Annotated in this window: 25 protein-coding genes; 18 read left to right on the top strand and 7 right to left on the bottom strand. The window is 74.7% G+C overall.

The features are described from left to right. Positions 1-132 precede the first annotated feature (132 nt). Positions 133-1041, bottom strand: a complete 909-nt coding sequence (locus E1O70_RS05415) for a hypothetical protein (protein ID WP_061267228.1) — start codon at positions 1039-1041, stop codon at positions 133-135. Between the two features lie 139 nt (positions 1042-1180). On the opposite strand from E1O70_RS05415, the gene E1O70_RS05410 reads away from it, so the two are divergent. Then, the gene (locus tag E1O70_RS05410) at positions 1181-1447 is read left to right on the top strand and encodes a helix-turn-helix domain-containing protein (RefSeq protein ID WP_163187800.1); all 267 of its coding nucleotides are present in this window, start codon (positions 1181-1183) and stop codon (positions 1445-1447) included. A gap of 355 nt (positions 1448-1802) precedes the next feature. On the opposite strand, the gene E1O70_RS05405 is transcribed toward E1O70_RS05410, so the two are convergent. Next, on the bottom strand, positions 1803-2348 hold the full coding sequence (locus tag E1O70_RS05405) for an arsenate reductase/protein-tyrosine-phosphatase family protein (protein ID WP_061267230.1): 546 nt from the start codon (positions 2346-2348) through the stop codon (positions 1803-1805). 238 nt (positions 2349-2586) lie between these two features. Here E1O70_RS05405 and E1O70_RS05400 point away from each other — a divergent pair, with 238 nt between their 5' ends. The 9 genes from E1O70_RS05400 to E1O70_RS05360 all read left to right on the top strand — a co-directional run bounded on the left by E1O70_RS05400 (position 2587) and on the right by E1O70_RS05360 (position 13073). Beyond that, complete coding sequence (locus E1O70_RS05400) at positions 2587-4335, top strand: DUF4012 domain-containing protein (RefSeq protein ID WP_167496836.1); 1749 nt, start codon at positions 2587-2589, stop codon at positions 4333-4335. Between the two features lie 110 nt (positions 4336-4445). After that, positions 4446-5024, top strand: a complete 579-nt coding sequence (locus E1O70_RS05395; RefSeq protein WP_061267232.1) for a hypothetical protein — start codon at positions 4446-4448, stop codon at positions 5022-5024. Between the two features lie 196 nt (positions 5025-5220). Continuing rightward, a complete protein-coding gene (locus E1O70_RS05390) occupies positions 5221-6744 on the top strand; it encodes a sugar transferase (RefSeq protein WP_082774335.1) in 1524 nt (507 codons plus the stop codon). Then, on the top strand, positions 6728-7858 hold the full coding sequence (locus tag E1O70_RS05385; RefSeq protein ID WP_061267233.1) for a glycosyltransferase: 1131 nt from the start codon (positions 6728-6730) through the stop codon (positions 7856-7858). The genes E1O70_RS05390 and E1O70_RS05385 overlap by 17 nt, the downstream gene beginning before the upstream one ends. Then, positions 7855-8958, top strand: coding sequence for a glycosyltransferase family 4 protein (locus E1O70_RS05380; protein ID WP_061267234.1), 1104 nt, complete (start codon positions 7855-7857; stop codon positions 8956-8958). The genes E1O70_RS05385 and E1O70_RS05380 overlap by 4 nt, the downstream gene beginning before the upstream one ends. Next, complete coding sequence (locus tag E1O70_RS05375; protein ID WP_061267235.1) at positions 8955-9896, top strand: polysaccharide pyruvyl transferase family protein; 942 nt, start codon at positions 8955-8957, stop codon at positions 9894-9896. The genes E1O70_RS05380 and E1O70_RS05375 overlap by 4 nt, the downstream gene beginning before the upstream one ends. Next, positions 9893-10246: a hypothetical protein gene (locus E1O70_RS05370; RefSeq protein ID WP_061267236.1), complete on the top strand. Its 354-nt coding sequence runs from the start codon at positions 9893-9895 to the stop codon at positions 10244-10246. Before E1O70_RS05375 ends, E1O70_RS05370 begins: the two co-directional genes overlap by 4 nt. Beyond that, a complete protein-coding gene (locus E1O70_RS05365; protein ID WP_128957518.1) occupies positions 10233-11459 on the top strand; it encodes a hypothetical protein in 1227 nt (408 codons plus the stop codon). The genes E1O70_RS05370 and E1O70_RS05365 overlap by 14 nt, the downstream gene beginning before the upstream one ends. A gap of 285 nt (positions 11460-11744) precedes the next feature. Continuing rightward, positions 11745-13073 (top strand): hypothetical protein, encoded by a 1329-nt coding sequence (locus E1O70_RS05360; protein ID WP_061267238.1) that lies wholly within the window; start codon positions 11745-11747, stop codon positions 13071-13073. On the opposite strand, the gene E1O70_RS05355 is transcribed toward E1O70_RS05360, so the two are convergent. Together E1O70_RS05355 and E1O70_RS05350 are read right to left on the bottom strand one after the other, a co-directional pair. Next, positions 13061-14191, bottom strand: coding sequence for a glycosyltransferase (locus tag E1O70_RS05355; RefSeq protein ID WP_240696608.1), 1131 nt, complete (start codon positions 14189-14191; stop codon positions 13061-13063). The two genes, E1O70_RS05360 and E1O70_RS05355, sit on opposite strands and share 13 nt — an antisense overlap. A gap of 1 nt (position 14192) precedes the next feature. After that, entirely contained in the window at positions 14193-14666 is a 474-nt protein-coding gene (locus E1O70_RS05350; RefSeq protein WP_240696607.1) for an LbetaH domain-containing protein, read from the bottom strand. A 136-nt stretch (positions 14667-14802) separates the two neighbouring features. Here E1O70_RS05350 and E1O70_RS05345 point away from each other — a divergent pair, with 136 nt between their 5' ends. From E1O70_RS05345 to E1O70_RS05320, 6 genes are all read left to right on the top strand, one after another. Next, the gene (locus E1O70_RS05345; protein WP_240696606.1) at positions 14803-16227 is read left to right on the top strand and encodes a glycosyltransferase; all 1425 of its coding nucleotides are present in this window, start codon (positions 14803-14805) and stop codon (positions 16225-16227) included. A 41-nt stretch (positions 16228-16268) separates the two neighbouring features. After that, the gene (gene gmd / locus E1O70_RS05340; RefSeq protein WP_061267240.1) at positions 16269-17297 is read left to right on the top strand and encodes a GDP-mannose 4,6-dehydratase; all 1029 of its coding nucleotides are present in this window, start codon (positions 16269-16271) and stop codon (positions 17295-17297) included. Beyond that, positions 17294-18274, top strand: coding sequence for a GDP-L-fucose synthase family protein (locus tag E1O70_RS05335; RefSeq protein ID WP_240696605.1), 981 nt, complete (start codon positions 17294-17296; stop codon positions 18272-18274). Before gmd ends, E1O70_RS05335 begins: the two co-directional genes overlap by 4 nt. A 94-nt stretch (positions 18275-18368) precedes the next feature. After that, complete coding sequence (locus E1O70_RS05330; RefSeq protein ID WP_240696604.1) at positions 18369-20078, top strand: polysaccharide biosynthesis tyrosine autokinase; 1710 nt, start codon at positions 18369-18371, stop codon at positions 20076-20078. Positions 20079-20161: 83 nt separating this feature from the next. Further along, a complete protein-coding gene (locus tag E1O70_RS05325; RefSeq protein WP_061267319.1) occupies positions 20162-21478 on the top strand; it encodes a UDP-glucose dehydrogenase family protein in 1317 nt (438 codons plus the stop codon). A 68-nt stretch (positions 21479-21546) separates the two neighbouring features. Next, positions 21547-22080: a CAP domain-containing protein gene (locus E1O70_RS05320; protein ID WP_167496837.1), complete on the top strand. Its 534-nt coding sequence runs from the start codon at positions 21547-21549 to the stop codon at positions 22078-22080. Between the two features lie 135 nt (positions 22081-22215). On the opposite strand, the gene E1O70_RS05315 is transcribed toward E1O70_RS05320, so the two are convergent. Genes E1O70_RS05315 through E1O70_RS05305 form a run of 3 tightly spaced genes read right to left on the bottom strand, consistent with a single transcriptional unit; the run spans position 22216 to position 24171 of the window. Continuing rightward, positions 22216-23304 (bottom strand): hypothetical protein, encoded by a 1089-nt coding sequence (locus E1O70_RS05315; protein WP_061267243.1) that lies wholly within the window; start codon positions 23302-23304, stop codon positions 22216-22218. Then, positions 23301-23711 (bottom strand): hypothetical protein, encoded by a 411-nt coding sequence (locus E1O70_RS05310; RefSeq protein WP_061267244.1) that lies wholly within the window; start codon positions 23709-23711, stop codon positions 23301-23303. The genes E1O70_RS05315 and E1O70_RS05310 overlap by 4 nt, the downstream gene beginning before the upstream one ends. Further along, a complete protein-coding gene (locus E1O70_RS05305; RefSeq protein WP_061267245.1) occupies positions 23704-24171 on the bottom strand; it encodes a hypothetical protein in 468 nt (155 codons plus the stop codon). The genes E1O70_RS05310 and E1O70_RS05305 overlap by 8 nt, the downstream gene beginning before the upstream one ends. Positions 24172-24353: 182 nt before the next feature. On the opposite strand from E1O70_RS05305, the gene E1O70_RS05300 reads away from it, so the two are divergent. Both E1O70_RS05300 and thrS read left to right on the top strand, forming a co-directional pair. Continuing rightward, a complete protein-coding gene (locus tag E1O70_RS05300) occupies positions 24354-24569 on the top strand; it encodes a hypothetical protein (protein ID WP_031316353.1) in 216 nt (71 codons plus the stop codon). A 127-nt stretch (positions 24570-24696) separates the two neighbouring features. After that, entirely contained in the window at positions 24697-26727 is a 2031-nt protein-coding gene (gene thrS / locus E1O70_RS05295; protein WP_081599789.1) for a threonine--tRNA ligase, read from the top strand. Positions 26728-26733: the final 6 nt, after the last annotated feature.

Here is a 26733-nt window from a genome sequence, read left to right as displayed (position 1 = left end):
TCTTTCGTGTCCCGGGTGCGCCGGCGGCCCGAGGCGTCGGGACCCGTCCGCCCCCGCCGTGCTGCAGCGCCTCGGAAGGGTCGCCGCGTGCTGAGCCCTCGCGGGTCCCGGGCCGGCGGCGGTCGTCCGGAGTCAGCCGGTCGTGGCGTCCGGCTCGCTCGGCGTCCCGACCTCCAGCCCGACGCCGGCTCCCGCGGCCTGGTCGGCCAGGTGCTGCCACGCGGCGGCGTCCGGGACGGCGCCGGGCGGCGGGGTGACGGTGATCGCGCGGTCCGTGACCTCGACGTCGTCCACGCCGAGCTCGAACGCCCCGCTGATCAACGGTGCCAGGACCGCCATGTCCGCGTCGGGCGAGAGGTCTGCCACCAGAGGTCTCGTCGCCGAGGTGCCCGGGTCGCGGTCCTCGTCCCACCACCCCACGTAACGGAGCGGCAGCGCCGCGCCCTCGTCGTGGAGCGCGCGGAGCGCGTCGAGCAGGCGGGCGCGCTCGGCGGACGTCGTCACGACGACGAGCGCGCGGTCGGGGTCGTCGGGGGAGGGCGCCGCTCCCGCCGTGAACCCCGGCGAGGAGAAGTCGCCGTCGTACCCCGGCAGCAGACGACCCATCGCGGTGCTCGCAGTGGCGAACCCGGCCACCGTCTCCTCGGCGAGGCACGCGGTGTCGTACGGCGCCGCGTTCTGGAGGGTCACCGACCCGGCCTCGTCGGTGTCCGGCGCCGCGGTGGTGAGCGTGAGGCGCGTGAGAGGTGCGTCGCGCGCGCAGCTCGCCTCGGCGATCCGGCGCACCTGCTCCACGTCGAGGTCGTCCTCGAGCCGGACGGTCATCTCGTGGTCGTCGGGTCCGACGAGCTGGTTGTCCCGGGACAGGTACTCCACCGACACGACGCCGTCGACGTCCTCCATCGCCTCCGCCCAGACGTCCTGGCCGGAGGAGCACCCGGCGAGGAGCCACGTCGTCGCCAGGCCGAGGGCCGCGAGCGTCGGCGCGGGGCGCCGTCGCGCGGTGGGGCGTCGTCCTCGGTTCGCGGGTGAGAGGTCCACGGTGTTCGTCCTCCGGCGTGCACGGTGCGGGTCCGGGCCCATCCTCGACCGGTTCGCGTTCGCGGGCCAGCACGGTAGCGCCGACGTCGAGGTCCCTCGCCCGGTGCGAGCCGGGACGATGCCTCCTAGGGTTCGAGGCATGTCGAGCAGGGGAACGTACGTCCTGGCGTCCGTGTCACGTGCGGTGCGCACCGTCGAACTGGTCGCCGCGGCGGGCGCGCTGCGCCTCGCCGAGCTGGCCGCGTCTCTCGGGGTGAGCCGTCCGGGCGCGTTCCGCATCGCCCAGACCTTGGTCGCCCACCGGTGGCTCGTGCAGGGTGAGGACCGCCGGTACCGGATAGGGCCCGCGGCGCGGGACCTTGCGGAGACCGCCGAGCCCGTGCGGGACGACACGAGGGGCGGGTGAAGCCCTGCCCGATCTCACTATGTGAGCGTTCCCATGGCACACGTGCACCGGATGAAACCGGACGAAGGGTGCTCGAAAAGCACGCATCCCGGTCCGAACCGCGCAAGCCGCCGGATCCTGGTCGAGCGTCCAGCCTGCACCGATCCCCGCAGCGGTGCACAGTGCTCGCGGGACCCGGTGCGGGCAGCGGCCCGCAGGCGTCCCCGCAGCAGCGACGGTGTCCTCGCCGGCAGCGCCCGGACCGCCTCGGCCGCGGTCGGCGAGGAACGGTCGTGGCGGTCGTCCTCACGGTGCTCCGGAGACCGTGAGGACGGACGGTCCTCCTCCGTGCGCAGGGGGCAAGGAGGAGGACCGGTCACCGCCGCAGCGCGGCGACGAGCCGGGCGATGTCCGCGCCGATGCGGTCCACGACCCGTCGGTGGACTTCCTCGGGGCGCCCGTACGGGTCTTCCACGTCGGGCGCCTCTCGCGTGAGGTCGACTCCCGCTCGTGCGCGCGGCGCGACGCCGAGCACCTCCGTGAGCCGCTCGGCGTCGTCCGCCCGGCCGGGCCACGGGCCCACGCGCTCCGCGAGCGCCGAGAGCTCCGTGAACAGCAGCGACCTGCGCAACGCCGACGGCGCCACCTCGAGCACGGCGGCCCGGTGACGGCGGGTCATCGCGAGCACCACGTCCGCGGACGCCACCAGTGCGGTGTCGAGGGGGCGGGCCACGAACCCCGAGGGGTCCAGGCCACGGTCCTCCAACAGGCGCGCCACGGGAGGGGCGACCGGGGCACCGACGACCGCGGCGGTGCCGGCGCTGGCGACGTCGACGGAGCCGTCGAGCGCAGCGGTAAGCAGGAGCTGGGCCGCGGGAGACCGGCAGATGTTGCCGGTGCAGACGACGAGGACCGAGAGCACCGTTCATCCTTCCTGCGGTCGAGGGTCTGGGTAATGTAGCGCGGGCGACGGCCCCGTGACGGGGTCGTGTCATCGGGGGCGAGTCGCGGGGGGCGGCATGGTGCACGACGGGTGGGGCCCGGGCTGGTCCGGGGCGGCGACGGTGGTCGCGTCCGACGAGGCCCCGGTGGCCGAGCGCGGACGACCCGCGCGGCGGGCGTCGACCGGGCGACGGCCGTCCCGGCGGACCCGACGACGGGTGGCCGCGGTCGTGGCGCTCGTGGTGGTGCTGGGCCTCGTCTGGCTCGCCTGGCTCGTCGCGGACGTGTTGCGCGCCCGTGCCGCGCTCGAGGACGTCGCGGCCCGGCTCCCGGGTCTCCAGGAGCAGGTGCGCGCCGGGGAGGACGCCGGCCGGTCCGTCGACGAGGTGCGTCGGTCCGCGGCCGTCGCGGCCGCCGCGACGCACGGCCCACCCTGGGTGGTGGCGCGCGCCCTGCCGTTCGTCGGCGACGACGCGCGCGCCCTGGGGGACGTGACGAGCGCCGTCGACCGGGTCGCGCAGGACGCGCTGCCGCGGCTCGCCGACGCCGTGGCGATCGCGTCGCCTGCGGTCGTCGCGCCGTCGGGTGGTGCCGTCGACCTCGCCCCGCTCGTCGAGGCGCGCGACGGCGTCGTGGCGGCCGACCGGGCGGTCGCGGCGTCGTTCGCGAGCGTCGCGAGCATCGACACGTCGACGCTCGTGGGCCCGCTCGCGTCGGCCGTGGACGACCTCCGCGACGAGCTCGGGGACGTCGCCTCGCAGACGGCGACCGCCGCGCGCGCGGTCGAGCTCGTCCCGCCGATGCTCGGGGCCGACGGCACCCGCGACTATCTCGTGCTCGTGCAGAACAACGCGGAACCGCGCGCGACCGGCGGGATCGCGGGCTCGGTGCTCCACCTCCGTGCGGAGTCGGGCGGCGTCGAGCTCGTGGACGTCCGTGCGGGGAGCGACCTCGGTACGGACCAGAGCGTCGTCGAGCTGAGCGGCGCGGAGGCGGCCCTGTTCGGCGACGACCTCGGCCGGTACATGCTCAACGTCACCTCGACGCCCGACTACCCCCGCGCGGCGCGCGTCGCGCGCGAGGCGTGGGCCCGCCACACCGGTGAGGACGTCGACGGCGTGCTGGCCGTCGACCCCGTCGCGCTCGCCGGGGTGCTGGGCGCGGTCGGGCCCGTCGCCGTCACGACGCCGGGGGGAGAGGAGCTGCGCCTCACGGGGGACGACGCCGCGGGCTACCTCCTCAACGGCGTCTACCGGGACTACGACGACCCGGCGGAGCAGGACCAGGTGCTGGGGCTCGTGGCGCGCCAGGTGTTCGCCGCGCTCACCGCGGGCACCGCAGACCCCGCGGGGGTCGTCGAGACGCTCGCGCAGTCGGCCCGGGAGGGTCGGCTGCTCGTCTGGTCCGCGCGCAGCCCGGAGCAGGAGCGTCTCTCGGGGACGGTGCTCTCCGGCGAGCTGCTGGGCCGGCGCCCCGCGGCCGGCGGCGAGCCGATCTCCCCGGTGGTGGGCGTCTACCTCAACGCGACGACGGCGTCGAAGACCGGGTACTACCTCGACTCGAGCGTCGCGCTCGACGACGTGACCTGCCGGCCCGACGGCTCCCAGGCGTTCACGCTCCGCGTCACGCTCACGTCGACCCTCTCCGCGGACGCGGCGGCCGAGCTCCCGGAGTACGTCCTGGGCGCGGGCGGCGACGGGACGATCCGCACCAACCTCCTCGTCTACGCGCCGGCCGGCGGAGGGATCCGCGGGTCGTCCGGCGCCGACGGCGACCCCGGGCTCTTCGCCCAGGTGCACGACGGCCTCGTGGTCGGAGGCCGGACCGTCGCGCTCGCCCCCGGGGGGTCGGCGACCTACGCGTACGAGGTCGTGAGCGGTCGGAACCAGCGCGGTGATGTTTCCGTGAGGAAAACTCCTGGTGCCAGGCATGAGACAACGGCCGTCTCCGCTACCGGGTGCCCGTGAGGTGTGTTCTTCTGGAGAGGCACACGGCGGGGGCCCGTGCGCACGGACGGCGCGGTGACGACGTCCACGTCGGGCTCCCGCACCAGTCGACAGGGCAGGGGGCCTCTGACATGAAGATCCGATACGCCGCGACCACGCTCGTCCTCGCCGCCGCGCTCGCCGCGGCTCCGGCCGTCGCGAACGCCTACGAGGCCGACGAGTACGAGGTGGGAGTCTCCACCACCACACCCGCCGTCGGGGAGTCGTTCACCGTCACGGTGGGCGGCCCGGCCGGGAACCCGACGATCACGCTGACGATCTCGTCGCCCGACGTCCCGGACGGCGCGATCACCATCGCGGGCACGAAGGCGCTCACGAAGAGCACCACCGACGGGTTCGCCTCCTTCGAGGTCACTCTGTCGCAGCCGGGCACCTACTCCCTCGTGGCGACCGACGCGGACGGCACGGTGCTCTCCAGCCAGCAGATCGTCGCCGTCCCGGCGGACGGCGCGGGCAGCGGGAGCGGCTCGGGCTCCGGCGCGGCCGGTGGCTCCGCGGGCAGCGGCTCCACCTCGGGGGGCGGCGGGCTCGCGCAGACCGGTTCCGACGACGTGCTGCTCCTCGGCGGAGCAGCGCTCCTCGTCGCCGGCGGCGCGACCGCGGTCGTCGTCGCGCGGAACCGCCGCCGGTCCACCGGCACCCAGGCCTGACGGGGGTGCCCGCTCCGGCGGGCACTCCCTCGGACCACCCCGGTCGTCCGACGACCGGCCGTCGCCGTGACGAAGACGTCCCGGTCCGCGACGGAGACACTCGCCAGGCCACCGCTTGGACGGTGGCGCGAGCGCGCCCCCGGGCAGCCGCGCCGTCGGACCTCGCGTGCGCCGCCAGGACGTCGCAGGGGGCACCATGACGTTGGAGAAGGACCACGAGATCGGCACGGTCGAGCGGGAGGGTGCGGGCACGCCCGCAGACGCGCCGGCGTTCGACACCGGGCAGCTGGTCCGGATCGCCCTGGGCGCGTACCGACGCCCGGGCTGGAAGGCGCGGCTGTCTCGCCGCGTGGCGGTGGTCGACGCGCTCGCCATCTCGGCGGCGATCGCGACCGCCTATCTCGTCCGGTTCGACGGGATCGACGGGACGGTGCTGGACCTCCGGTACCTCGCCATCTCGGTCGGCCTGCTGGTCGGCTGGTGGTGCGCGCTGCGGGCGGCGTTCTCCCGGGACAGCCGCAGCCTGGGCTCGGGGGCGCCGGAGTACGCGCGCGTCGTCAACACGACCGTCGCCGTGTTCGGAGTCGTCGCGATCGCGGCCTACCTGTTGCGCTACGACCTCGCTCGGGGCTACGTCGCGATCGCGCTCCCCGTCGGCCTGGTGCTCCTCGTGTTGGGCCGCTGGGCGGTACGGCGCCGGCTCGTGAGCCTGCGCCGGCGTGGCCGCTGCCGCTCCCGGAGCCTCGTGGTCGGTGGCCGCGACGGCGCCGCGCACCTCGTCGAGCGGCTGCGCGAGGCCGCGGACAGCGGGTACGAGGTCGTCGGAGCCTGTGTGCCCGGCGGACCCGTCGAGCCGCACGAGAGGGTGGCGGGCGTGCCCGTCGTCGGAGAGGTGTCCGACACCGCCCGTCTCGTCGAGCCGCTCCGTGCCGACACGGTCATGGTCACCGGGTCCGACCTCGTCACGCCCCGGACCGTCAAGCGCCTCGCGTGGGACCTCGAGCCCTGGGGTGCCGACCTCGTGCTCGCCCCCGCGCTCACGGACGTCGCAGGCCCGCGCATCCGGACGCGCCCCGTGGCGGGGCTTCCGCTGCTCCACGTCGAGGCGCCCGGATACTCCGGTCCGCAGCACGTGCTGAAGCGTGCTTTCGACGTGGTCGGGGCGCTCTGCCTCATCGTGCTGTTCTCCGTGCCGCTGCTCCTCACGGCGCTCGCGGTCCGGCTCACGAGCCGCGGACCGGTGCTGTTCACCCAGGAGCGGGTCGGGCTGCGCGGCGAGCCCTTCACTGTGCTCAAGTTCCGCTCGATGGTCGTCGACGCCGAGGAGCACCTCGGGGACGTCCTCGGGGCCGACACGGTCGGGGTGTTCTACAAGCCCAGGCAGGACCCGCGCGTGACCCGGGTCGGCGCGTTCATCCGCCGCTACTCGATCGACGAGCTCCCGCAGCTGTTCAACGTGCTGGGCGGGTCCATGAGCCTCGTCGGACCGCGCCCGCAGATCGCGCTCGAGGTCGACCAGTACGACGACGAGATCGGCCGTCGGCTGCTGGTCAAGCCGGGGCTCACGGGTCTGTGGCAGGTGTCGGGGCGCAACAACCTCACGCTGGAGGAGAGCGTCCGGCTCGATCTCTACTACGTGGAGAACTGGACGGTGACGGGAGACCTGCTCATCCTGCTGCGGACGCTGCGAGCGGTGGTGGGTCGTGACGGCGCCTACTAGCCGGCGGGTCGTCATCACGCAGCCGTACGTCCCCGCCTACCGCGAGAGGCTGCTCGGCCTCGTGGTCGAGGGCCTCGCCGAGGTCCGGGTGGACACGCACGTCTTCTACGGCGGCGACGTCGAGCAGATGCGGCGCCGTCGAGAGCGCGGCGACCTGGTCGAGCCACCCTGGGCGACGGAGGTGCCGGTGCGCACCGTGCGGGTCGGGAGAGGCGGCCGGCATCTGCTCCGCCGTGTCGTCCCGCCGGAGTGGCGCGACGCCGTGCTCGTCACCGAGATGCAGGCGGGCAACCTGGACGCGCTCTCGGCGGCGCTCCGCGGGAGGCCGTACGTGACGTGGGGCCACGGCGCGTCCTACACGGCGGACGAGGTGGGCCTCGCGGAGCGCTGGGAGGCGTGGCTGAACCGCCGGGCGCGGCACGTGCTCACCTACACCGACGCGGGCAGGCGGCACGTCGTCGAGACGGCCCGCGTGCCGGCCGACCGGGTGACCTCGTTCGGGAACAGCACGGACACCCGGACCCTCCGCCGCGAGCGGGACGCGCTCGACGGGGGAGCGGTCGACGCGTACCGGGCGGCCGTAGGTCTGCCGGCGGACGCGCGCGCCGCGCTCCTGCTCGGTGCGCTGAACGAGCACAAGCTGCCGGAGCTGGTCGTCGAGACCGCCCGGACCGTGCTCCGGCGCGACCCGGCAGCCTGGCTGCTCGTGGCCGGCGACGGGCCCGCCCGGGGCCTGTTCGAGGGCCTGGCCGCCGAGACCGGACGCGTCGTCCTGCTGGGGCAGGTCGACGCGCGGGGGACGGCGCGCGCGGCGGCCGTGTCGCGGGTGCTGCTCAACCCGGGACGGGTCGGGCTCGTCGCGGTCGACGCCCTGGTGCTGGGCCTGCCGGTGCTCACGAGCGACGCCGGGCGGCACGCACCGGAGATCGAGTACCTCACCGAGGGCTCCGACCTCTTCACGGTCCCCGCGACGCCCACCGACCTCGCGGACGCCTGGCTGCGTCTCACGGCACAGGACCGTCGCCCGCGCACCGACGGCGAGGTGCCGTCGACGGAGGCGGCGGCCGAGCGGATCGTCCGCGCGGTGCACGCGGTCGTGATGGAGGCGGCATGAGGGTCGTGCACTACTACGCCAGGTTCCTGGCCCACCCGTCGGGCGTGACCGAGTCGATCGAGAACTGGGTACGGCAGGCCCACCGGGCGGGCCGGGAGGCCGTGGTCCTGTGCGCGAGCGTCCCCGACCCGCGCGAGCTGCCCACCGACCTGTGGGGGTGCGTCCGGACCGTCTCCCACGTGGGGCGCGGACGCACGAGCTGGGTGCCGACCGGCCTCGCCGGCGAGGTCGGCGAGGGGGACGTCCTCTACCTCCACGAGGGCTGGGTCCTGAGCAACGTCGCGGCGGCGCGCAGCGCCCGGGCGCGCGGTGCCGTCGTCGTGCTCATGCCGCACGGCGTCTACGAGCCGGGCGTCACGACGCGCCTGCGCGACCTCGCCGGCGCGCGACGGGCCGCGGAGGCCTCCGTCGTGCGTCGGGCCGACTGGCTGCACGTCTTCTACGCGTCCGAGGGCCCGCTCGCGGACGGCGTGGCGGGCGGCCGGTCCGGGAACACGCTCGTGCTGCCCAACGGCGCACCGTCCCCGGCCGAGGTGCCCCGGTGGGTGGGCGGGGGCGACTACTTCTTCTGGATGGGACGGTACGACCCCGACCACAAGGGGATCGACAACCTCCTGCGCCGCTGGGCCGAGCTGCCCGCGCCGCGCCCGCGCCTCGTGCTCGCGGGCCCCGACTTCCGGGGCGGTCGTGAGCGGACCGCTCGACTGGTCCGCGACCTCGGGCTCGGTGACTGCGTGGAGCTGCGCGGGAACGCGCGGGGCGAGGAGAAGTGGCTCCTCGTCACGGGCTGCCGTGCGTACCTGCATCCGTCGCGCTGGGAGTCGTGCAGCATCACGGTGCTCGAGATGCTCGCCGCGGGGGTGCCCGTCGTGGTCTCGTCGACGATCCACGCGGCCGAGCCGTTGCGCGCTGCGGGCGTGGCCGTCGTCGCCCACGTCGACCGTCCTGGGGGCCTGCTGGGCCCGCTCCAGGAGGTCGACGAGAACCGGGACCTCGGCCGCCGCGCCCGGGAGTGGACCGAGCGCGCGGCGACGTGGGACCGCGTCGGTGCTCGGTACGGCGACTGGCTGAGCAGGGTCGAGGAGGGAGCGGTCCGATGATCGTGGTGGTGGATCCAGGAGCGGCGTCGACGAACGTCGGCGACCAGATCATCTCGGAGGCGGTCGACGCCGAGCTCGTGACGCCGCTGCGCGAGCAGGGCCACGAGGTCGAGCTCGTGCCCATGCACGGGCGGCTGACCACGGCGCACCGGGCCGCCCTGCGGCACGCGCGCTCCGTGATCGCGTGCGGGACGAACCTCCTCTCCGACCACATGCGGTTCCGCCGCGCGTGGCACTGGCCGGCCGACGACGTCGACCTGTGCCGAGGTCGGCTGACGTTCCTCGGCGTCGGCTGGTGGCAGTACCAGCGGGCCGGGATCGACCCGGTCTCAGCCGCGTGGCTGCGCTCGCTCGCCGGCGACGTGCCGTGGGCGGTGCGCGACGAGTACTCGCTCGCCCGGCTCCGCCGCGCGCGCGTGCCCGCCGTCCACACCAGCTGTCCGACACTCTGGGGCGTGGAGAAGCAGACGCTCCCGTCCGACGAGCGGCGGGTCGTGGTCACGTTCACCGACTACAGCCAGGACCCGCTGGCGGACAGGAGGCTGGTGCACGCGCTCGCCGAGCGGTTCGACGAGCTCCTCTTCTGGCCGCAGGGCCCGGGCGACCGCGAGTACGTGGACGGCGTCCGTGGCGGGACGGGCACGATGCTCGGCCCCCGCCTCGAGGACTTCGACGCGGTGCTCGACGAGCCGGGGACCGCGTACGTGGGCCTGCGGCTCCACGGCGGTATCCGGGCCATGCAGCGGGGCGTGCCCACGCTCGTCCTGTCCATCGACAACCGCGCACGGGAGATCGCGCGGTCCGTCGGGCTGCGCGCGCCGTCGCGGAACGCGGCGCGGCGCTACCGGGAGGACCTGCGGTCGGGCGAGGTGGTCCGCATCGACGTGCCACGGGACGCCGTCGACTCCTGGCGTGCACGATGGGGGATCGGGTCGTGACGGGGCGTCGGCCGGAGGCGACGGCCGTGCTGTCCGTCCCCGGGCACGCCGCCGCTCGCGCGGACCGTGCCGCCGACTACGTGCTCGTCACCGACGAGCAGGGGTGGCACGACGCGGTGGCCGCGGGCCTGGACCCCGTGGCCACGCACCTGCGGTTCAGCGTCACGGACCGCCGCTCCGACGCCGCGGCTCGGCTCGGGCGGCTCGTCATGCCGTGGCGGTGGCGGCGGACCGTCCTCAACACCGGGATCGGCGTCGTGTACTGGCGGCGCGGGGCCCCGCTCGCGCCGCGCCTCGGCGCGCTCCTCGCGGGGAGCAGGCTCGTGAGGCTGACGCATGACCCCTCCTGACGTGCTGCGCCGCTCGCTCGCGGCCCCGGCGACGGCCCTGACCCGCCCGCTCGTCCTCTCCCAGGCGGCGGCCAGCGCGGCGGGCGCGTTCGTCGTGCTCCTGGGCGCGTGGCACATGGAGCCCGCCGAGTTCGCGAGCTTCAGCCTCGCGCTGCTGGTGCTGAACGTCGGCACGGGCCTGGTGCGCAGCGGTCTCTTCCAGCCCGCGCTCATCGAGCGGCGCACGGACCCGCACGCCGTGGTCCCGGCCCGCTACGTCGTCGTCGCGGCGGGGGCGGTCGCGGTCCTGGTCGCCGCGGCGGACCTCGCCGTGACCGCGCTCGCTGCCGGCGGAGCGGTCGCGCTGGGGTCCCTCAGCGTCGCGCCCGTCGTGCAGGACTGGCTGCGGTTCCGGTGCATCGGTCAGGGCCGCAACGGCGCGGTCGCGCTCTCGGACGGGGTCCGTCTCCTGCTCGTGCCCGCGGTCCTCCTCGTCAGCGGCTCCTCGCAGCCGCTCGTGGCCTTCTACGCGGTGTGGTGCGCGGCCTACGCCGTCGCGGCAGTCCCGCTCGCGCTGGCCGCCCGACGCGTGGACCGGTACTCGCGGTACGCGGGGTACGGGGCCCGGGCGCGCTCCCAGGCGTACGAGTTCCTCGTCGCGCAGCTCGCGACGACGGTGCCGCTCCTGGTGCTCGGGGCGCTCTCCGTGAGCGCGAGCATCGGTGCGTTCCGGCTCAGCCAGACGCTCTACGGTCCCGTGAACGTCCTCTTCGCCGCGGTCGCGCTGAACCTGCTCTCGGACGCGGTCGGCACGGCCGACCGGCCCGACGACGCCACGCTCGTCCGGCGCGCACGACGTCTCGGCCTCCTCTCCGCGGGGGGCGCGACGGTGCTCGGAGTCGCGCTGGTCGTCGTCGCCGCAGCCGGGGCGGTGCACCCGTCGGGCATCGAGCGCGGGGAGCTGGCCGTCGCGCTCGCTGCGGTGGGTTGCTTCGCGGCCTGCGGCGGCCTCGTCGGACCGCACCTCGTGGTCATGCGGATCTTCAAGGCGCAGTCCGTCGTGACCCGGGCACGGGTGGGGATGGTCGCCGTGACATGGTGCGGGTTCGTGCTCGGATACCTGGCCGGGGGGCCTTTCTCGAGCCTCGTCCTCGGGTTTGTCCTCGGGGGCGCGGGATACGTCGCGTTCTTCCTTCCCGCCGCGGTCCGGACGTACCGCGGGGTGGCGGTGTGAAGTGCGTTCCAGGGGGTGGCGAGAAGTCGATGCGCAGGTATTTTCCGGCGCGGCGGTGGAAATGCGTACGAAGCGCTTCCACGCATTCTCGCGCGGGTGCGGCACGCGAGGTCACGGAGCCTGTTCCCGACAGCGGGACGGTACGCCGTCCGCACGCAGGGGAGGACGCCCGCGGCCGCTTCGTGGGGCGCTCGGCGGGGCCGGTGCGGGACCTGACACGAGGACAGGTGATGGACTGTGCATGACCGTTCGATGGCTCGCGCTGTCCGGCCGCAAGGAGCCGCGGTGCGGCCTGGTCGCGTCGAGGACCGCGCCGGCGGCCGGGGCTCCTCCGGGCAGACGGGCGGATCCGGGCGCCCCGGCGGCAGCGTGGCGGAGAGCCGTGGGGGCTCGCGCGACCCCGTGCTGGCGCTGGCACGCGTGCTGCTGTACTGCGGGCTCGTCCTCGTCTCCCTGCTGGTCCTGCGGGTGGGCGTCGGAGTCACGGCGGGGGACGTCGTCCTGCTCGCGAGCCTCGCGCTGTGCCTCGCGGCGGTGGGGCGGCCGCCGACGCCTCATCCGTACGGCGCGTGGGCGCTGCCCGCGTGCCTCCTGCTCGTCGTCGGGGGCTGCCTCGCGACCGCGGGCTCGCCGGCGCCCGTGGAGAGCCTCGTCAGCCTGCTGCGGGTGCTCTACGTCGCCCTGGCGCTCCCGTGGCAGCTCGCGGTCCTGCTCGACGACGAGCGACGCCTGCGCCGCGGGCTCGTCGCGTTCGGCGTCGGAGCCGCTGTCTGCTCGCTCGGCACGCTCGTGCAGTACGCGCTCGGGCCCGGGGCGATCCCGGGCGGCGTCGTCACGACGGCCGGGCGCTACACGGGGTTCACCGGGCACGTGAGCGACACGGGTGCCGTCGCGTCGCTCGCCGTGGTGATTGGCCTGTCCGGGCTGACGCGCGGCCTGGGGCGCCTGCAACGGCTCCTGCTCGTGGGCGTGGCGCTCTCGGGGATCGTCGGGCTCGTCCTCAGCGGCAGCGTGAGCGGCATGCTGGCGGCCGTCCTCGGGAGCGCGACGCTCCTCGTCCTGCGCGGGATCCCGCTCGGACGGGTCGCCGTCGCTGCGGTCGTCGCGGGCGCGGCGCTGTGGTTGGCGGGTGGCGTCCTCGGGGAGACGCAGGGTGCGCTGCGCCCCGCCGAGCGTGTCAAGCAGGTGCTCGGGCTCTCCGGCGGGGATGCGTCGCTCAACACGTCCGCGTCGCGGTGGGACACCATCGTGCTCGGTTGGCGCGGCTTCCTGGAGGACCCGTTCACCGGAGCGGGCCTGGACGCGCGGTCCTCCCTGGTGGTCGAGACGCTCGGCGTGCACAGCCTGCCGGTCGCGGCGCTGTACCAGGGCGGCGCGGTCTTCGCCCTCGGACTGCTCGGCTGCCTCGTCGTCGCGGTCGTCAGGGCCGTGCGGGCCGTGCCTCGGACGCCGATCCAGGTCCGGGTCCTCGCGGTGGGGGTCACGGCGCTCGTCTTCAGCGCCACGGCCCCCAGCCTGTACAACCGCTACCTGTGGGTCCCGGTCGCCCTCGTCGCCGCGGCTGCCGTGCTCGCGCCGGGGGACCGCCCGGGTCGCGAGGCTCACCGCGTGTAGGCCTGCTCCAGCTCCTCGGCCACGGTCTCCATCGAGTAGTCCTCGCGGACGAGCTCGCGGGCCCGCACGCCCGTCGCCCGGCGGTGGGCCGGGTCCTCGAGGAACGCCGCCACCGCGGCGACGAGGTCGTCGACGTCCTCGCCGACGACCGCCCCGGCGCCCGCACGCTCGACGGGCGCCGCCAGACCGCACGACCGCGTGACGACGACCGGGACCCCGCACGACATCGCCTCGAGCACGCTCATGGGGAACGGCTCGTCGACCGACGGCAGGACGTACAGCGCGGACCGGGCGAGGCGTCGCGCCGTCCGCTCGGGGGGCAGCGCGCCCTCCCACGTCACCCGGGCGCGAGCGTCGCCGGGCAGGTCGGCGATCCGCTCGCGCACCGCCGCGGCCTGACCCTCGTCGGGCCCGACGAGGGTGAACCGCGCCGTGGGAAAGCGGGCTGCGAGACGAGCCGCGGCCTCCACGAAGGCCAGGGGGCGCTTGCGCGCGTGCAGCCGCGCGAGGAACAGGACCTCCGGGTGGCGCGGTTCCGCGAGCGGCACCCCCTCGGCGGGCAGAGGCACTCCGTTGACGAGGCGGCGCACGGTCGCCGCGCGGCCGAAGAGCGTGCGCAGGCCGGCTTCCTCGACGGGGGTGAGCGCGAAGCTCGTGGACGCCCGGGCGACGACGCGACGGGTGAGGACGGCGTCGAGGGGTGCGGCGAACGGGTGCCCGGACGGCATGACCATGCCGTGCGTCTGCGTCACGAACGGCTTGCCCGAGCGGCTCCAGGCGGCGGCCGCCGGCAGGGTGACGAGGTCGCGTGCGAGATGGACGTGGGCGACGTCGGCGCGCGCACCGTGGGTGCGGATCCACCGCACCATCGCCGGAGCGGCGAGCCCCGCGAAGCCGGTGCCCGGGACGGCCCGCACCGCGGGGAAGGTGACGACGGGCACGCCGTCCCACGTCGTCGGGAGGCGGTCGAAGCCGGACGCCGCGGCGACCAGGACCGCGTCGTGGCCCCGCGCGCGCAGGGAGCGGACCTGGTTCGTCGCGACGCGGACCGGGCCGCCGTAGGCGCCGTCGGGCGTCAGGAGCGTGGCGACGTGCAGGACGCGCAGGCGGGGCGGCACGTCAGAACCGTGTGCGGTCGGAGAGCGACCGCCCGTCCCAGACCCCGCCGTCGGGCACCTCGCCACGGACGACGGACCCCGGTGTGACGAGCGCGGAGCGCCCGATCCGCGTGCCTCCGAGGACGACGCACCGCGCCGTGACCCACGCGCCCGGACCGACGCGCACCGGGGCCGTCACCAGCCCCATGTCCGTCCGGTGTCGGTGGCTGCCGGTGGTGACGAGGGTGTCCTGGGACAGCACGGCGTCGTGCCCGATCCAGACGTCGTCCTGGTTGTGGATCCAGACACCTTCACCGATCCAACAATTTGCTCCGACATGAATCTTCCATGGGAATCGCACGCGCGTACGAGGGCGGAAGACGACCCCCTCGCCGATGTGGGCACCGAAGGCGCGCAGCACCGCGACGCGCAGGCGCGAGCTGATCTGCCACGGGTTCGAGACGAACAGCAGCTCGGCCGCACCCCAGAGATACACGAGCGCGCCCGGGCGACCCCAGGACGTCTTTTCCCCGGGTGCCTCCGAGAGCGGTACGACCCGAATTCCGTCGCGTTCTTCCTGTGCTGTCATCTGCCCCCCAGCGAATGTGCCCGAACGTCGTTATCGTGAGTGCGTGAGCATCTCGGGAACGCGCATCCTGGTGATCGGCGCCAACTATGCCCCTGAACCTACCGGAAATGCGCCCTACACGTCGGCGCTGAGCCGTGCGCTCGTCGCGCGCGGCGCTCGGGTGCGCGTCGTGACGACCTACCCCCACTACCCGCAGTGGCGCGTGCGCGTGGGTGATCGAGGGTGGGCGCGCCGAGAGCGCATCGACGGCGTCGACGTGCTGCGCCTGCGGCACTACGTCCCGCGGTCGCCGACCTCGGCGCGCCGTCTGCTCGCCGAGCTGAGCTTCGGGGTGCGGTCTGCCGCGGTCCGCTGGCCCGACGCCGACGTCGTCCTGCTCGTCTCGCCCTCGCTGTTCGCGGCGGCCGTCGCGATGCTGCGCCTGCGGGCCGGCCGTGCCCTGGCCCCCCGCCGCGCGCGGAGGACGGCGCTCCCGGGGGCTGTCCTGTGGACCCAGGACCTCTACTCGCTCGGCGTCGCGGAGACCGGTACGGCCTCGGGTCTCGCTGCGCGGGCGGTGAGCGCCGTCGAGCGGTTCACCGCCCGCGGTGCGGACGGCGTGGTCGCCATCCACGAGAGCTTCGCGCGCCACCTCCGCGAGTCGCTCGGTGTCGACGCCGCTGCCCTGCGCGTCGTGCGCAACTGGACCCACCTCGCGGACGACGTGGAGCCTGCGGAGCGACCGGCCGTGCGCGCGGCCCACGGGTGGGCCCAGGACGAGACCGTCGTGCTGCACGCGGGGAACCAGGGGGTGAAGCAGGGGCTCGAGAACGTGGTCGAGGCGGCGCGCCGCGCCGACGCGCAGGGGGCTGCGGTGCGTTTCGTGCTCCTGGGGGACGGGAGCCGGCGGGCCGCCCTCGAGGCCGCCGGGGCAGGTGTCCGCAGCCTGCAGTTCCTCGACCCCCTGCCCGACACGCAGTTCCGTGCCGCGCTCCGTGCTGCGGACGTGCTGCTGGTCAACGAGCTCGCCGGGCTCGCGGAGATGTCCGTACCGAGCAAGCTCACGTCCTACTTCCACGCGGCGCGACCCGTGCTCGCCGCGTCGTCTGAGCGTTCGACGACCGCGGTGGAGCTGCGCGCGTCCGGCGGGGGCGTCCGGGTCGACCCGGAGGACCCGCAGGCGCTCCTCGACGCCGCGCTCGTGCTCGCGGCCGACCCAGCACGGCGGGACCGTCTCGGGGCCGCGGGTCGTCGATACCGCGACGAGAGGCTCACGGAGGGCGCGGCGGTCGACGCGTTCGCGGCGGTCCTCGCCGCGACCGCCCGCCGCCCGGTCCCGGAGCCGCGCACGAGCGCGGTCGCGACGGACGCGACGGCCACCGCTGCCCTCGCCACCGCGACGACCACCGCGACCGCGGGCACCGGGGCTCGCGGCACCGCACGGGCGGCCGACGGCGCTCCCCGTGCCCCGGACGTCGCCCGCACGTAGCCATCGGCCGCCGCGCCGCCGCACACCACACGGGGGGAACCATGAAAAAGGCACTCATCTCCGGCATCACCGGACAGGACGGCTCCTACCTGGCGGAGCTCCTGCTCCGCAAGGGCTACGAGGTGCACGGCCTGATCCGCCGCGCCTCGACGTTCAACACGGCACGGATCGACCACCTCTACCAGGACCCGCACGAGGAGGGCGCGCGCCTCTTCCTGCACTACGCGGACCTGTCCGACGGCGCCCGGCTCGTCACGCTCCTCTCCCAGATCCGTCCCGACGAGGTCTACAACCTCGCGGCGCAGTCCCACGTGCGGGTGTCGTTCGACGAGCCCGAGCACACCGCGGACACGACCGGGACGGGCGCGATCCGGCTGCTCGAGGCGGTGCGGCTCGCGGGCGTGGACACGCGCTACTACCAGGCGTCGTCGTCCGAGCTGTTCGGGTCCACCCCGCCGCCGCAGGGCGAGACGACGCCGTTCCACCCGCGGTCGCCGTACGCGGCGGCCAAGCTCTACGCCTACTGGATCACGAAGAACTACCGCGAGGCGTACGGCATGTTCGCGGTCAACGGGATCCTGTTCAACCACGAGTCCCCGCGTCGCGGCGAGACGTTCGTGACACGCAAGATCACTCGCGCGGTCGCCGCGATCAAGGCCGGCCGGCAGCAGCACCTGTACCTGGGCAACCTGGACGCGGTCCGCGACTGGGGGTACGCGGCCGAGTACGTCGAAGGCATGTGGCGCATGCTGCAGGCCGAGACGCCGGACGACTACGTGCTCGCCACGGGGACGGGCCTCACGGTGCGCGACTTCCTCGAGGAGTCGTTCTCGCACGCAGGTCTCGACTGGGAGCAGCACGTGCGGTTCGACGAGCGCTACCTCCGTCCGGCGGAGGTCGACGCGCTCGTCGGCGACCCGAGCAAGGCCCACGCCGACCTCGGGTGGAAGGCCACGGTCGACGGCCGCGAGCTCGCCCGGATCATGGTGGACGCCGACCTGCAGGCGCTCGACCACGCGGGCTCGCCGTGGATCGACGAGGTGGCGCTCGCGACGTGGGACGCCGCGTGAGCGCGCAGGACCCGGTGGCCTTCGAGCCCGGACCGCTCGACCGCGACGCGGTCTTCTACGTCGCGGGCCACCGTGGGCTCGTCGGCTCCGCCGTCTGGCGCCGCCTCGAGGCGGCGGGGTTCGGTCGGCTCGTGGGCCGCACGTCGGCGGAGCTGGACCTCACCGACCGCGACGCCGTCTTCGAGCTCTTCCGCGCCGAGCGGCCGCGCTACGTCGTGCTCGCGGCGGCGAAGGTGGGCGGGATCCTCGCGAACGCGACGCACCCGGTGGACTTCCTCTCCGAGAACGTCCGCATCCAGGTCAACGTCCTGGACGCCGCGCGCGCGGTCGGGGTGGAGCGGCTGCTCTTCCTCGGGTCGTCGTGCATCTACCCGCGCCTCGCGCCCCGGCCGATCGTCGAGGAGTCGCTGCTCACGGGGCACCTCGAGCCGACGAACGACGCGTACGCGATTGCGAAGATCGCGGGCATCCTGCACGTGCAGGCGGTGCGCCGCCAGGACGGCCTGCCCTGGATCTCCGCGATGCCGACGAACCTCTACGGGCCGGGTGACAACTTCTCCCCGCAGGGCTCCCACGTGCTGCCCGCGCTGATCCGGCGCTACGACGAGGCGGTGCGCAACGGCTCGCGCGTGGTGACGAACTGGGGGACGGGGACGCCCCGGCGCGAGCTCCTGCACAGCGACGACCTGGCCGACGCGTGCCTGCACCTCCTCGAGCACTACGACGGCGCCGAGCACGTCAACGTGGGTACCGGCCACGACGTGACGATCCGAGAGATCGCGGCAGCGGTCGCGGACGTCGTCGGCTACGACGGCGAGACCCGGTGGGACACGTCGAAGCCGGACGGCACGCCGCAGAAGCTGCTCGACGTGTCGCGCCTGCGCGCGACCGGCTGGGAGGCGCGCACCGGGCTGCGCGAGGGCCTCGAACGGACCGTGGCGTGGTACCGCGAGCGGGCCGGGCTGGTGCGCGGATGACCCGCGCCGGCGCGGGTGCGCCCAGGCTCGCGACGGGCGAGGGGCTGTGCGAGATTGGGGCGGTCGTGGGTCGACGCTCAGGGGGAGCGGGCCGGTGAGGGGGACGACGATGGAGCTCAAGGACTACCTGCTCCTGCTGCGCAGGCGGTGGGTCACGGTCGCCGTCGCGGCGGCGCTCGGACTGGTGCTCGCGGGTGCCTACTCGTTGCTGAGCACACCGACGTACTCCGCGCGGTCCCAGGTCTACGTGTCCGTGCAGGGCTCCGACTCGACGACGGACCTCCTCCAGGGCTCGAACTTCACGGTGCGCCAGGTGAAGTCGTACATCGAGCTCGTGACGAGCCCGCGCGTCCTGGACCCCGTCGTCGACGAGCTGGGGCTCGCGGACGACGCGGCGTCCCTCGCCCAGCGCGTGCAGGCGGACTCGCCGCTCGACACGGCGCTCGTCAACGTCACCGCGACCGACGAGTCGCCCCAGCTCGCGGCCGAGATCGCGAACGCGACCGCGCGCTCGCTCGCCTCGGTCGTCGCCGAGCTCGAGACGCCGGTCGGCGGCGGGGACTCGCCGGTGCAGATCAGCACGGTCAGGGCGGCGTCCGTGCCGACGGCGCCCGCGTCGCCGAACCTGCGGCTCAACCTCGTGCTGGGGCTCGTGATCGGCCTCGCGGTCGGGGTCGCGGTGGCCGTGGTCCGCGAGCTGCTCGACACGCGCGTCCGGTCCACCGCCGACGTCGAGGACGTGACGGACGCGCCGGTGCTCGGCGTCATCGGGTACGAGGCCGACGCGCCGGAGCACCCGCTCATCGTGCAGGAGTCGCCGCAGGCGGTACGTGCCGAGGCGTTCCGACGGCTGCGTACCAACCTGCAGTTCCTCGAGCTCGGACCGGCGGCGCGCACGTACGTCATGACGTCCGCGCTGCCCGGCGAGGGCAAGACCACCACGAGCGTCAACCTCGCGATCACCCTCGCGGACGCCGGCCAGCGCGTCGTGCTCGTCGACGCCGACCTGCGCCGTCCCGCGGTCGCCCGGTACCTGGGCATCGAGGGGTCGGTCGGGCTCACGACGATCCTCATCGGCAAGGTCGCCGTGGAGGACGCGGTCCAGCCGTGGGGCAACGGGAACCTCGACGTCATCGCGTCGGGCCAGATCCCGCCGAACCCGAGCGAGCTGCTCGGTGGCGAGTCCATGGCGCAGCTCCTGGAGCGGCTCCGGACGGAGTACGACGTGATCGTCGTCGACACGCCCCCGCTTCTCCCGGTCACGGACGCGGCCATCCTCGCGAAGGGGGTCGGGGGAGCGATCGTCGTCGTCGGCGCGGGCACGGTGCACCGGAACCAGCTCGAGACTGCGCTGTCGGCACTCGGCACGGTGGGTGTGCGGCCGCTGGGCATCGTGGTGAACCGCGTGCCGGTCAAGGGGCCGGGCGCGGGCCCGTACGAGTACGGCTACTACGAGTACACGGCGGACGCCGCGGGGGAGGCCTCGCAGGGTCGCTCCGCACGACGGTCGGCCGTGCGGGGAAGCCGGCACGCTCGCGGCGCGGCACGGCAGGCGGCTCCCGCGACCGGCACGGGGCCGTGGGCACCCGTCGCCTCGGAGGGTCCGGCGGGCGGGGCTCCGGCCGCGGAGGCAACGCGCGGTGCGGTGCCCGCCCCACCGCCGACGGGCGTCGCGACCGCCGTCGACGGCGCGGAGGCCGACCTCGGCCCGGGGCGCCCCGGGAGCGAGGCGGCGGTGGCGGTCGGGTCGCGCCCGGCGACGGGGACCTTCGACGAGGTGGTGCTGCCGCGCGAGCGGCGGTGAGGTGCAGGCCGCGGGCCGTGGCCCGGTCGCCCGGCGGCGGGACGGACGCGCGCGGCCATCGGCGGGACGAGCAGGGGGACGGCATGAGGATCTCGGTGATCGGTTGCGGGTACCTGGGCGCGGTGCACGCCGCCTGCATGGCCCGGCTGGGGCACGACGTGGTGGGGGTGGACGTCGACGCGCGGAAGGTCGCGTCGCTGCGCGAGGGGCGGGCGCCGTTCTACGAGCCCGCGCTCGACGAGCTGCTCGCGGAGGCGCGCGCGTCGGGGCGCCTGACCTTCACGACCGACGTGGCCGAGGCCACGGACGCGGAGGTGCACTTCGTGTGCGTCGGGACGCCGCAGCGGGCCGACTCCTACGCCGCCGACCTGTCGTACGTCGACACCGCGTTCCGCGCGCTGCTGCCGCACCTGGCCGCAGACGCGGTCGTGGTGGGCAAGTCCACGGTGCCCGTCGGCACCGCGACGCGCCTGGCGGCGGACCTCGCCGCGGCGGCGCCGGGCGCGACGCTCGTCTGGAACCCGGAGTTCCTGCGCGAGGGCTTCGCCGTCCAGGACACGCTGCGGCCGGACCGGCTCGTGTACGGCGTCCCCGACGACGCAGCGGGCGCACGGGCCGCGGAGGTGCTCGACGCCGTGTACGCCGCGGCGCTCGCGGACGGCACGCCGCGTCTCGTGGTGGACCGCGCGACGGCGGAGCTCGTCAAGGTCGCGGCGAACTCGTTCCTCGCCACGAAGATCTCGTTCATCAACGCGATGGCGGAGCTCTGCGAGGTCGCCGGGGGAGACGTCACCCTCCTCGCCGACGCGATCGGGCTCGACGAGCGCATCGGACGCCGGTTCCTCAACGCGGGCCTCGGCTTCGGCGGGGGCTGCCTGCCGAAGGACATCCGGGCGTTCATGGCGCGCGCCGAGGAGCTCCACGCCGACCCGGCGGTGAGCTTTCTGCGCGAGGTCGACTCGATCAACCTCCGGCGTCGCGAACGGATGGTCGACCTCACGGTCGGCGTCCTCGACGGCCGCCCGCTCGCGGGCGCGCGCATCGCGGTGCTGGGCGCGGCGTTCAAGCCCGACAGCGACGACGTGCGCGACTCGCCCGCGCTCGACGTGGCGGAGCGGCTCCACCAGCGCAGCGCGCGCGTCGTCGTCACCGACCCCCGCGCGCTCGCGAACGCGCGGGCCAAGGCGCCCGCCCTGGGCTTCGCGGAGACCGTCGAGGAGGCGGTGGACGGCGTGGACGCCGTGCTCGTCCTCACCGAGTGGCGCGAGTACCGCGAGCTGGACCCGGGAAAGCTGTTCGGCCTCGTCGCGGCTCCGCGCGTCGTCGACGGGCGCAACGCGCTCGACGCGAGGGCGTGGCGCGCCGCCGGCTGGACGTACCGCGCGCTCGGGCGGCAGTGAGCGCCGCGCGGCGTCCCCGGCGGCGCCCGTGGCTGCGCACCGCGCGGGGGGCCACCGTCCTCGCCCTGGTGGCGACGCTCGGACCTCTGGCGGCGTGCTCGCCGGACGGCGACGCCGACCACCGGGAGAGCGGTGGTCCGGCGTCCGACCACCCGGCGACGGACGCGCCCGCCCAGGCCGCGCCCGGCGCCGTGCCTCCGTCGCCCGGTGCGTCGGGGGCGGCGGACCTCGACGAGTATGCCGCGGGCCTGCTGCGAGGGACGCAGGAGGTACGCCGGGACGAGGGGCTGCCCCCGCTCGACGAGAGCGCGTGCGCGATCTCCGCGGCTCGTTCGCGCGCCGCGGCGCTCGTCGGTGCGCCGCTGGAGCACGCGCCGCTCGACGAGGTCCTCGCCGCGTGCGACCCGCCGGCGGGGAGCGCGGCGGAGAACCTCAGCCGCACGGCCGCGGACCCCGCCGAGGTGGTGGACGCGTGGATGGCGTCGCACGGGCACCGGGCGAACCTGCTCGATCCGACGCTGACCTCGGTCGGCATCGCGTGCGCCGTCGACCCCGGCGCCGGGCCGGCGGAGGTCGTGTGCGCGCAGGTGTTCCTCGGTTGACGGCGCTGAACCGTTGAGATTTCAACTGTGAGGCACGTTGCGCCCCCGTGCGTCTGTCTGTAGGTTGAGCCCGCCCGCCGAGGCCCGGCGCGGGGGCAAGCGCGCAGGGGGAGCTTGGCGTCGGGCCCGGCGGGCTCAGACGCCCGCGAGGACGCGGGCCGTCCCTTCCGTGCTCGTCCGGTCGCGCAGCGCGCGGCCCAGCCGACGCAGCGCGTCGTCGTCCGCGAGCAGGTCGGACCAGTCGTCCGGGTCGACGCTCGGGGCGTCACCCCGGGCCCGCCGCGTCGCCGCGAGCTGGAGCTGGTAGGCGAGGATCACCTCGCGCGGGCTGCCGGGGACGGCGACGCGCACGTGGTCGACGTCGTCCCGACGCGAGTGCAGCGCGAGCGCGGCGAGACCGTCGAAGATCTCGATGGTGCGGTGGTACTCGTCCACCGCCGCGCTGGACCCGGGGATGCCCCCGCCGCCCACGGTCGCCAGCACGAAGGCGTGCAGGTGCCCGAGATCGCGCCGGCGCTCGCGGGCGAACGCCGCCGACGACGCGAGCTGGCCCACGATGCCGACCGTCAGCAGGACGCTCGCCGCGAGTACGAGATACCGGGTGCGCACGCCGAGGACGAGGTACGGCTCGGCGCTGCCGGGCTCGTGCAGCAGCGCGGCCACGAAGCTGACGACGGCCCACACCATGGCGACGACCGCCCCGGCCGCCGCGACGTCCATGCCCCACCGCAGCCGCACGGGGCGGCGCGAGCGCGTGCGGACGCACGACACGGCGAACGTCGCGGTCGCCGCCACGAACGCGCCGTAGTACAGCGCGCGGTACACCCACATGAGCGGCCGGCCGGAGGCCTGGGCGTCGAGGTCGAGCGTCGTCCACGGTCCGCTCGCGGCCGCGAGCGCGACCATCACTGCGCCGACGAGACCGGCCGCGAGGGCCACGTACCGCGTCCGTGGCGCGTGTCCGGTCGTCGTGCTGTACGCCCACACGCCGACGAAGAGGCACCCGGCGACGAGCGCGACGTGCTTGGCGACCTCGTGCGTGCCGCCGGGGGCGTGCGTCTTGAGGAGCTCGGCCACGGCCGGGACCCGCAGCACGGACGCCACGGCGACGAACGCGAGGCCGAGCGGGAGAGCCGCGTCGGTGCCCGTGCGGGCACGCAGCGCCGTCCACGTCGCGGCGGTGGCGAACAGCGCCGTGGCGAGGAGGTCGGGCACCGGGCTCACCGGTAGAGCTCGAGGGACGTGAGGCGTGCGGCCGAGCTCCCGTGCGACGCGATGGAGATCATCAGCTCGCTCGCGAGGCGCTCGACCCGCTGCTCGGCGGGGTCGTCGTGCTCGTCGCGGCACCCGGCGGGGACCGGGCCCGGAGCGGGGCCGGGGCGGATCGAGTCGAGGACGTGCACGAGCTCGTGCGCGACGACGTGGTCGCGGTGCGGTCCGGGGAGCGTCTGGCGGGCGTCGACGAGGACGAGGTCGCGCTCGGGGAACGCGAGCCAGAGGCCGGTGACGCCGGGGCCGAGGTCGCCCTCGACGACCTCGAGCGGCTTGCCGCGGGCCGCGGCGACAAGGCGGCACGCCTCCTCGATGCTGCGGGCGCGGTCGAGGCCCGCGGCGCGCAGGAGGTCATCCACGGTCGGCCCCCGGTGCAGGAGGATGCCCGTTCGGCGTGCCGGGCGGTGCCACCGGAGGGAGGTGCTCGAGGCTGCGTACGCGGTCGACGATCTCGATGATGGCGCGGACGTTCTCGGGCGACAGCCCCTGGGCGCGCAGCGCGAACTGCTCCACGCCCTCGTCGGCGAGCGCGGCGCGCAGGCGGTCGTCGGGGCTCTCCTCGGGGTCGACGAGGCTCCCGGTGCTGACCCCGAAGAACGCGGCGATGCCCTCGACGACGCGCAGGCTGGGCGACGAGCGGTGCCCGCCGCGCAGGGCGCTGAGGTACGCCTCGTTGATCGAGTAGCCGCGCTCCGTCATCCAGTGGGCGGCCTCCCGGTTGGTCACGGGACGCCCGCCGCGGCCGCGCGCGAAGAGCTCGTTGAGCCGGTGCCGGAAGACGCGCGCGGTGCGCTCCCCGGGTGCCACGTCGTCGTCCATGGGCCGATTCTGGCAGGCCCGGACCGCGCGTGCGCCGGTCCGGGTCGGCGGGTCACGCGGGTCGTGGCCCCTGCCCGTGCCCCGTCGCGCGACGTGGTGGCGCCGGGTAGCGTTTCGTGCGGGCGCGGGACGGCCGCCGCCCGGCGCTGGACGCGCGCACCACGACCCCCGAGGGAGCCGGTATGAGCGAGCAGACACCGAAGGACCGGGGCGGACTCGGCGACCTCCTCGGCAAGGCCAAGGAGTTCATGACCGAGGAGCGCATCGACAAGGCCAAGGAGTTCATGACCGACGAGCGCATCGACGAGGTCGCGGGAAAGATCAAGTCGGTCGCCCCGGACTCCGTCGACCGGCACGTCGACACCCTCGCCGAGAAGGCGAAGAAGGCCAACGACTGAGCTGCGGGTCGGTACGATCGGGGGGCGCCGTCCACGACGGCGCCCTTCGTGCTGTCGGGGACGCCCCGGCTCCGGGGGACTTGACCGGGCGCTGCGCGCGCCTCCCGCCACAGAACGGAGCACGGACGTGTCTGACGTCGTCTCGTCACCACTCACCATCACCCTCGACGCGGAGGAGACCACGGTGACGACGGGCACGACGGGCACGGACCTGTTCGCGTCGCGTCGCGACGTCGTCGTGATCCGCGTGAACGGGGAGCTCAAGGACCTCGACACGCCCGTCGCGGACGGCGACGTGGTCGAGGGCGTGACGATCGACTCGCCCGACGGCCTCGCGGTGCTGCGGCACTCGGCCGCGCACGTGCTCGCGCAGGCCGTCCAGCAGGTCAACCCGGACGCGAAGCTGGGCATCGGCCCGCCGATCACGGACGGGTTCTACTACGACTTCGACGTCGAGACGCCGTTCACCCCCGAGGACCTCAAGGCGCTCGACAAGGCGATGTCGCGCATCATCAAGGAGGGCCAGACCTTCCGCCGCCGCGTGGTCACCGAGGACGAGGCGCGCGCCGAGCTCGCGCACGAGCCGTACAAGCTCGAGCTCATCGGGCTCAAGGGCTCCGGCACCGCGGACGACACCGAGGGCGCGAACGTCGAGGTCGGCGGCGGCGAGCTGACGATCTACGACAACGTGCGCGGCGCCGGGCGCGAGAGCGAGACGGTGGTCTGGAAGGACCTGTGCCGTGGCCCGCACCTGCCGAGCACGCGCCTGATCGGCAACGGCTACCAGCTCATGCGCTCGGCCGCGGCCTACTGGCGCGGCAGCGAGAAGAACCCGCAGCTCCAGCGCATCTACGGCACGGCGTGGCCGACGAAGGACGAGCTCAAGGCGTACCTCGAGCGGCTCGCGGAGGCGGAGCGGCGCGACCACCGCCGGCTCGGCAACGAGCTCGACCTGTTCTCCTTCCCGGAGGAGATCGGCTCGGGCCTGCCCGTGTTCCACCCCAACGGCGCGACGATCCGCATGGAGATGGAGGAGTACTCGCGCAAGCGGCACGTCGAGGCCGGTTACTCGTTCGTCAGCACGCCGCACATCACCAAGGCGAACCTGTTCCAGACGTCGCGCCACCTCGACTGGTACGCCGACGGCATGTACCCGCCGATGCACCTGGACGAGGAGCTCGACGACGACGGCAACGTCAAGCGGGCGGGCCAGGACTACTACCTCAAGCCGATGAACTGCCCGATGCACAACCTCGTGTACCGCTCGCGCGGGCGGTCGTACCGCGAGCTGCCGCTGCGGCTGTTCGAGTTCGGCACGGTGTACCGCTACGAGAAGTCGGGCGTCGTGCACGGGCTCACGCGGGCGCGCGGCTTCACGCAGGACGACGCGCACATCTACACCACGCGCGAGCAGATGCGCGACGAGCTGGGCTCGCTGCTCTCCTTCGTGCTGGACCTCCTGCGCGACTACGGGCTCGACGACTTCTACCTCGAGCTGTCGACGCGCGACCCCGAGAAGTCGGTGGGCGACGACGCCACGTGGGAGGAGGCGACCGAGGTCCTGCGCCAGGTCGCGACGGAGTCGGGCCTCGAGCTCGTCGCCGACCCGGGCGGCGCGGCGTTCTACGGCCCCAAGATCTCGGTCCAGGCGAAGGACGCGATCGGCCGCACGTGGCAGCTCTCGACGATCCAGCTCGACTTCTTCGAGCCGGAGCTGTTCGAGCTCGAGTACACGGCGTCCGACGGCACGCGCCAGCGTCCCGTGATGATCCACCGCGCGCTGTTCGGCTCGATCGAGCGGTTCTTCGGCATCCTCGTCGAGCACTACGCCGGCGCGTTCCCCGCGTGGCTCGCGCCCGTCCAGGTCGTGGCGGTCCCCGTCGCGGAGCCGTTCAACGACTACGTGGCCGATGTCGTCGCGCAGCTCAGGGCACAGGGGATCCGCGCGGAGGTCGACTACTCGGACGACCGGTTCGGCAAGAAGATCCGCAACGCGAGCACGCGCAAGGTGCCCTTCGTCCTCATCGCGGGCGGCGAGGATGCCGAGGCGGGCGCCGTGTCGTTCCGTTACCGGGACGGCCGCCAGGACAACGGCGTGCCCGTCGCCGAGGCCGTCGAGCGGATCGTCTCCGCCGTGCGCGACCGCGTCCAGGTCTGACGGCGC

Source organism: Cellulosimicrobium funkei (assembly GCF_004519295.1).
Lineage (GTDB): Bacteria > Actinomycetota > Actinomycetes > Actinomycetales > Cellulomonadaceae > Cellulosimicrobium > Cellulosimicrobium funkei.
Note: the sequence above shows the minus strand (reverse complement) of the source record. Positions and strands in the feature narration are given on the sequence as shown.

Bases quoted from the DNA above. Each gene is read 5' to 3' on its own strand.
- E1O70_RS05395 (WP_061267232.1), top strand. From the start codon at position 4,446: ATGAAGATCCGATACGCCGCGACCACGCTCGTCCTCGCCGCCGCGCTC.
- E1O70_RS05305 (WP_061267245.1), bottom strand. From the start codon at position 24,171: ATGGACGACGACGTGGCACCCGGGGAGCGCACCGCGCGCGTCTTCCGG.
- E1O70_RS05410 (WP_163187800.1), top strand. From the start codon at position 1,181: ATGTCGAGCAGGGGAACGTACGTCCTGGCGTCCGTGTCACGTGCGGTG.
- gmd (WP_061267240.1), top strand. From the start codon at position 16,269: ATGAAAAAGGCACTCATCTCCGGCATCACCGGACAGGACGGCTCCTAC.
- E1O70_RS05380 (WP_061267234.1), top strand. From the start codon at position 7,855: ATGAGGGTCGTGCACTACTACGCCAGGTTCCTGGCCCACCCGTCGGGC.
- E1O70_RS05390 (WP_082774335.1), top strand. From the start codon at position 5,221: ATGACGTTGGAGAAGGACCACGAGATCGGCACGGTCGAGCGGGAGGGT.
- E1O70_RS05375 (WP_061267235.1), top strand. From the start codon at position 8,955: ATGATCGTGGTGGTGGATCCAGGAGCGGCGTCGACGAACGTCGGCGAC.
- E1O70_RS05365 (WP_128957518.1), top strand. From the start codon at position 10,233: ATGACCCCTCCTGACGTGCTGCGCCGCTCGCTCGCGGCCCCGGCGACG.
- E1O70_RS05300 (WP_031316353.1), top strand. From the start codon at position 24,354: ATGAGCGAGCAGACACCGAAGGACCGGGGCGGACTCGGCGACCTCCTC.
- E1O70_RS05325 (WP_061267319.1), top strand. From the start codon at position 20,162: ATGAGGATCTCGGTGATCGGTTGCGGGTACCTGGGCGCGGTGCACGCC.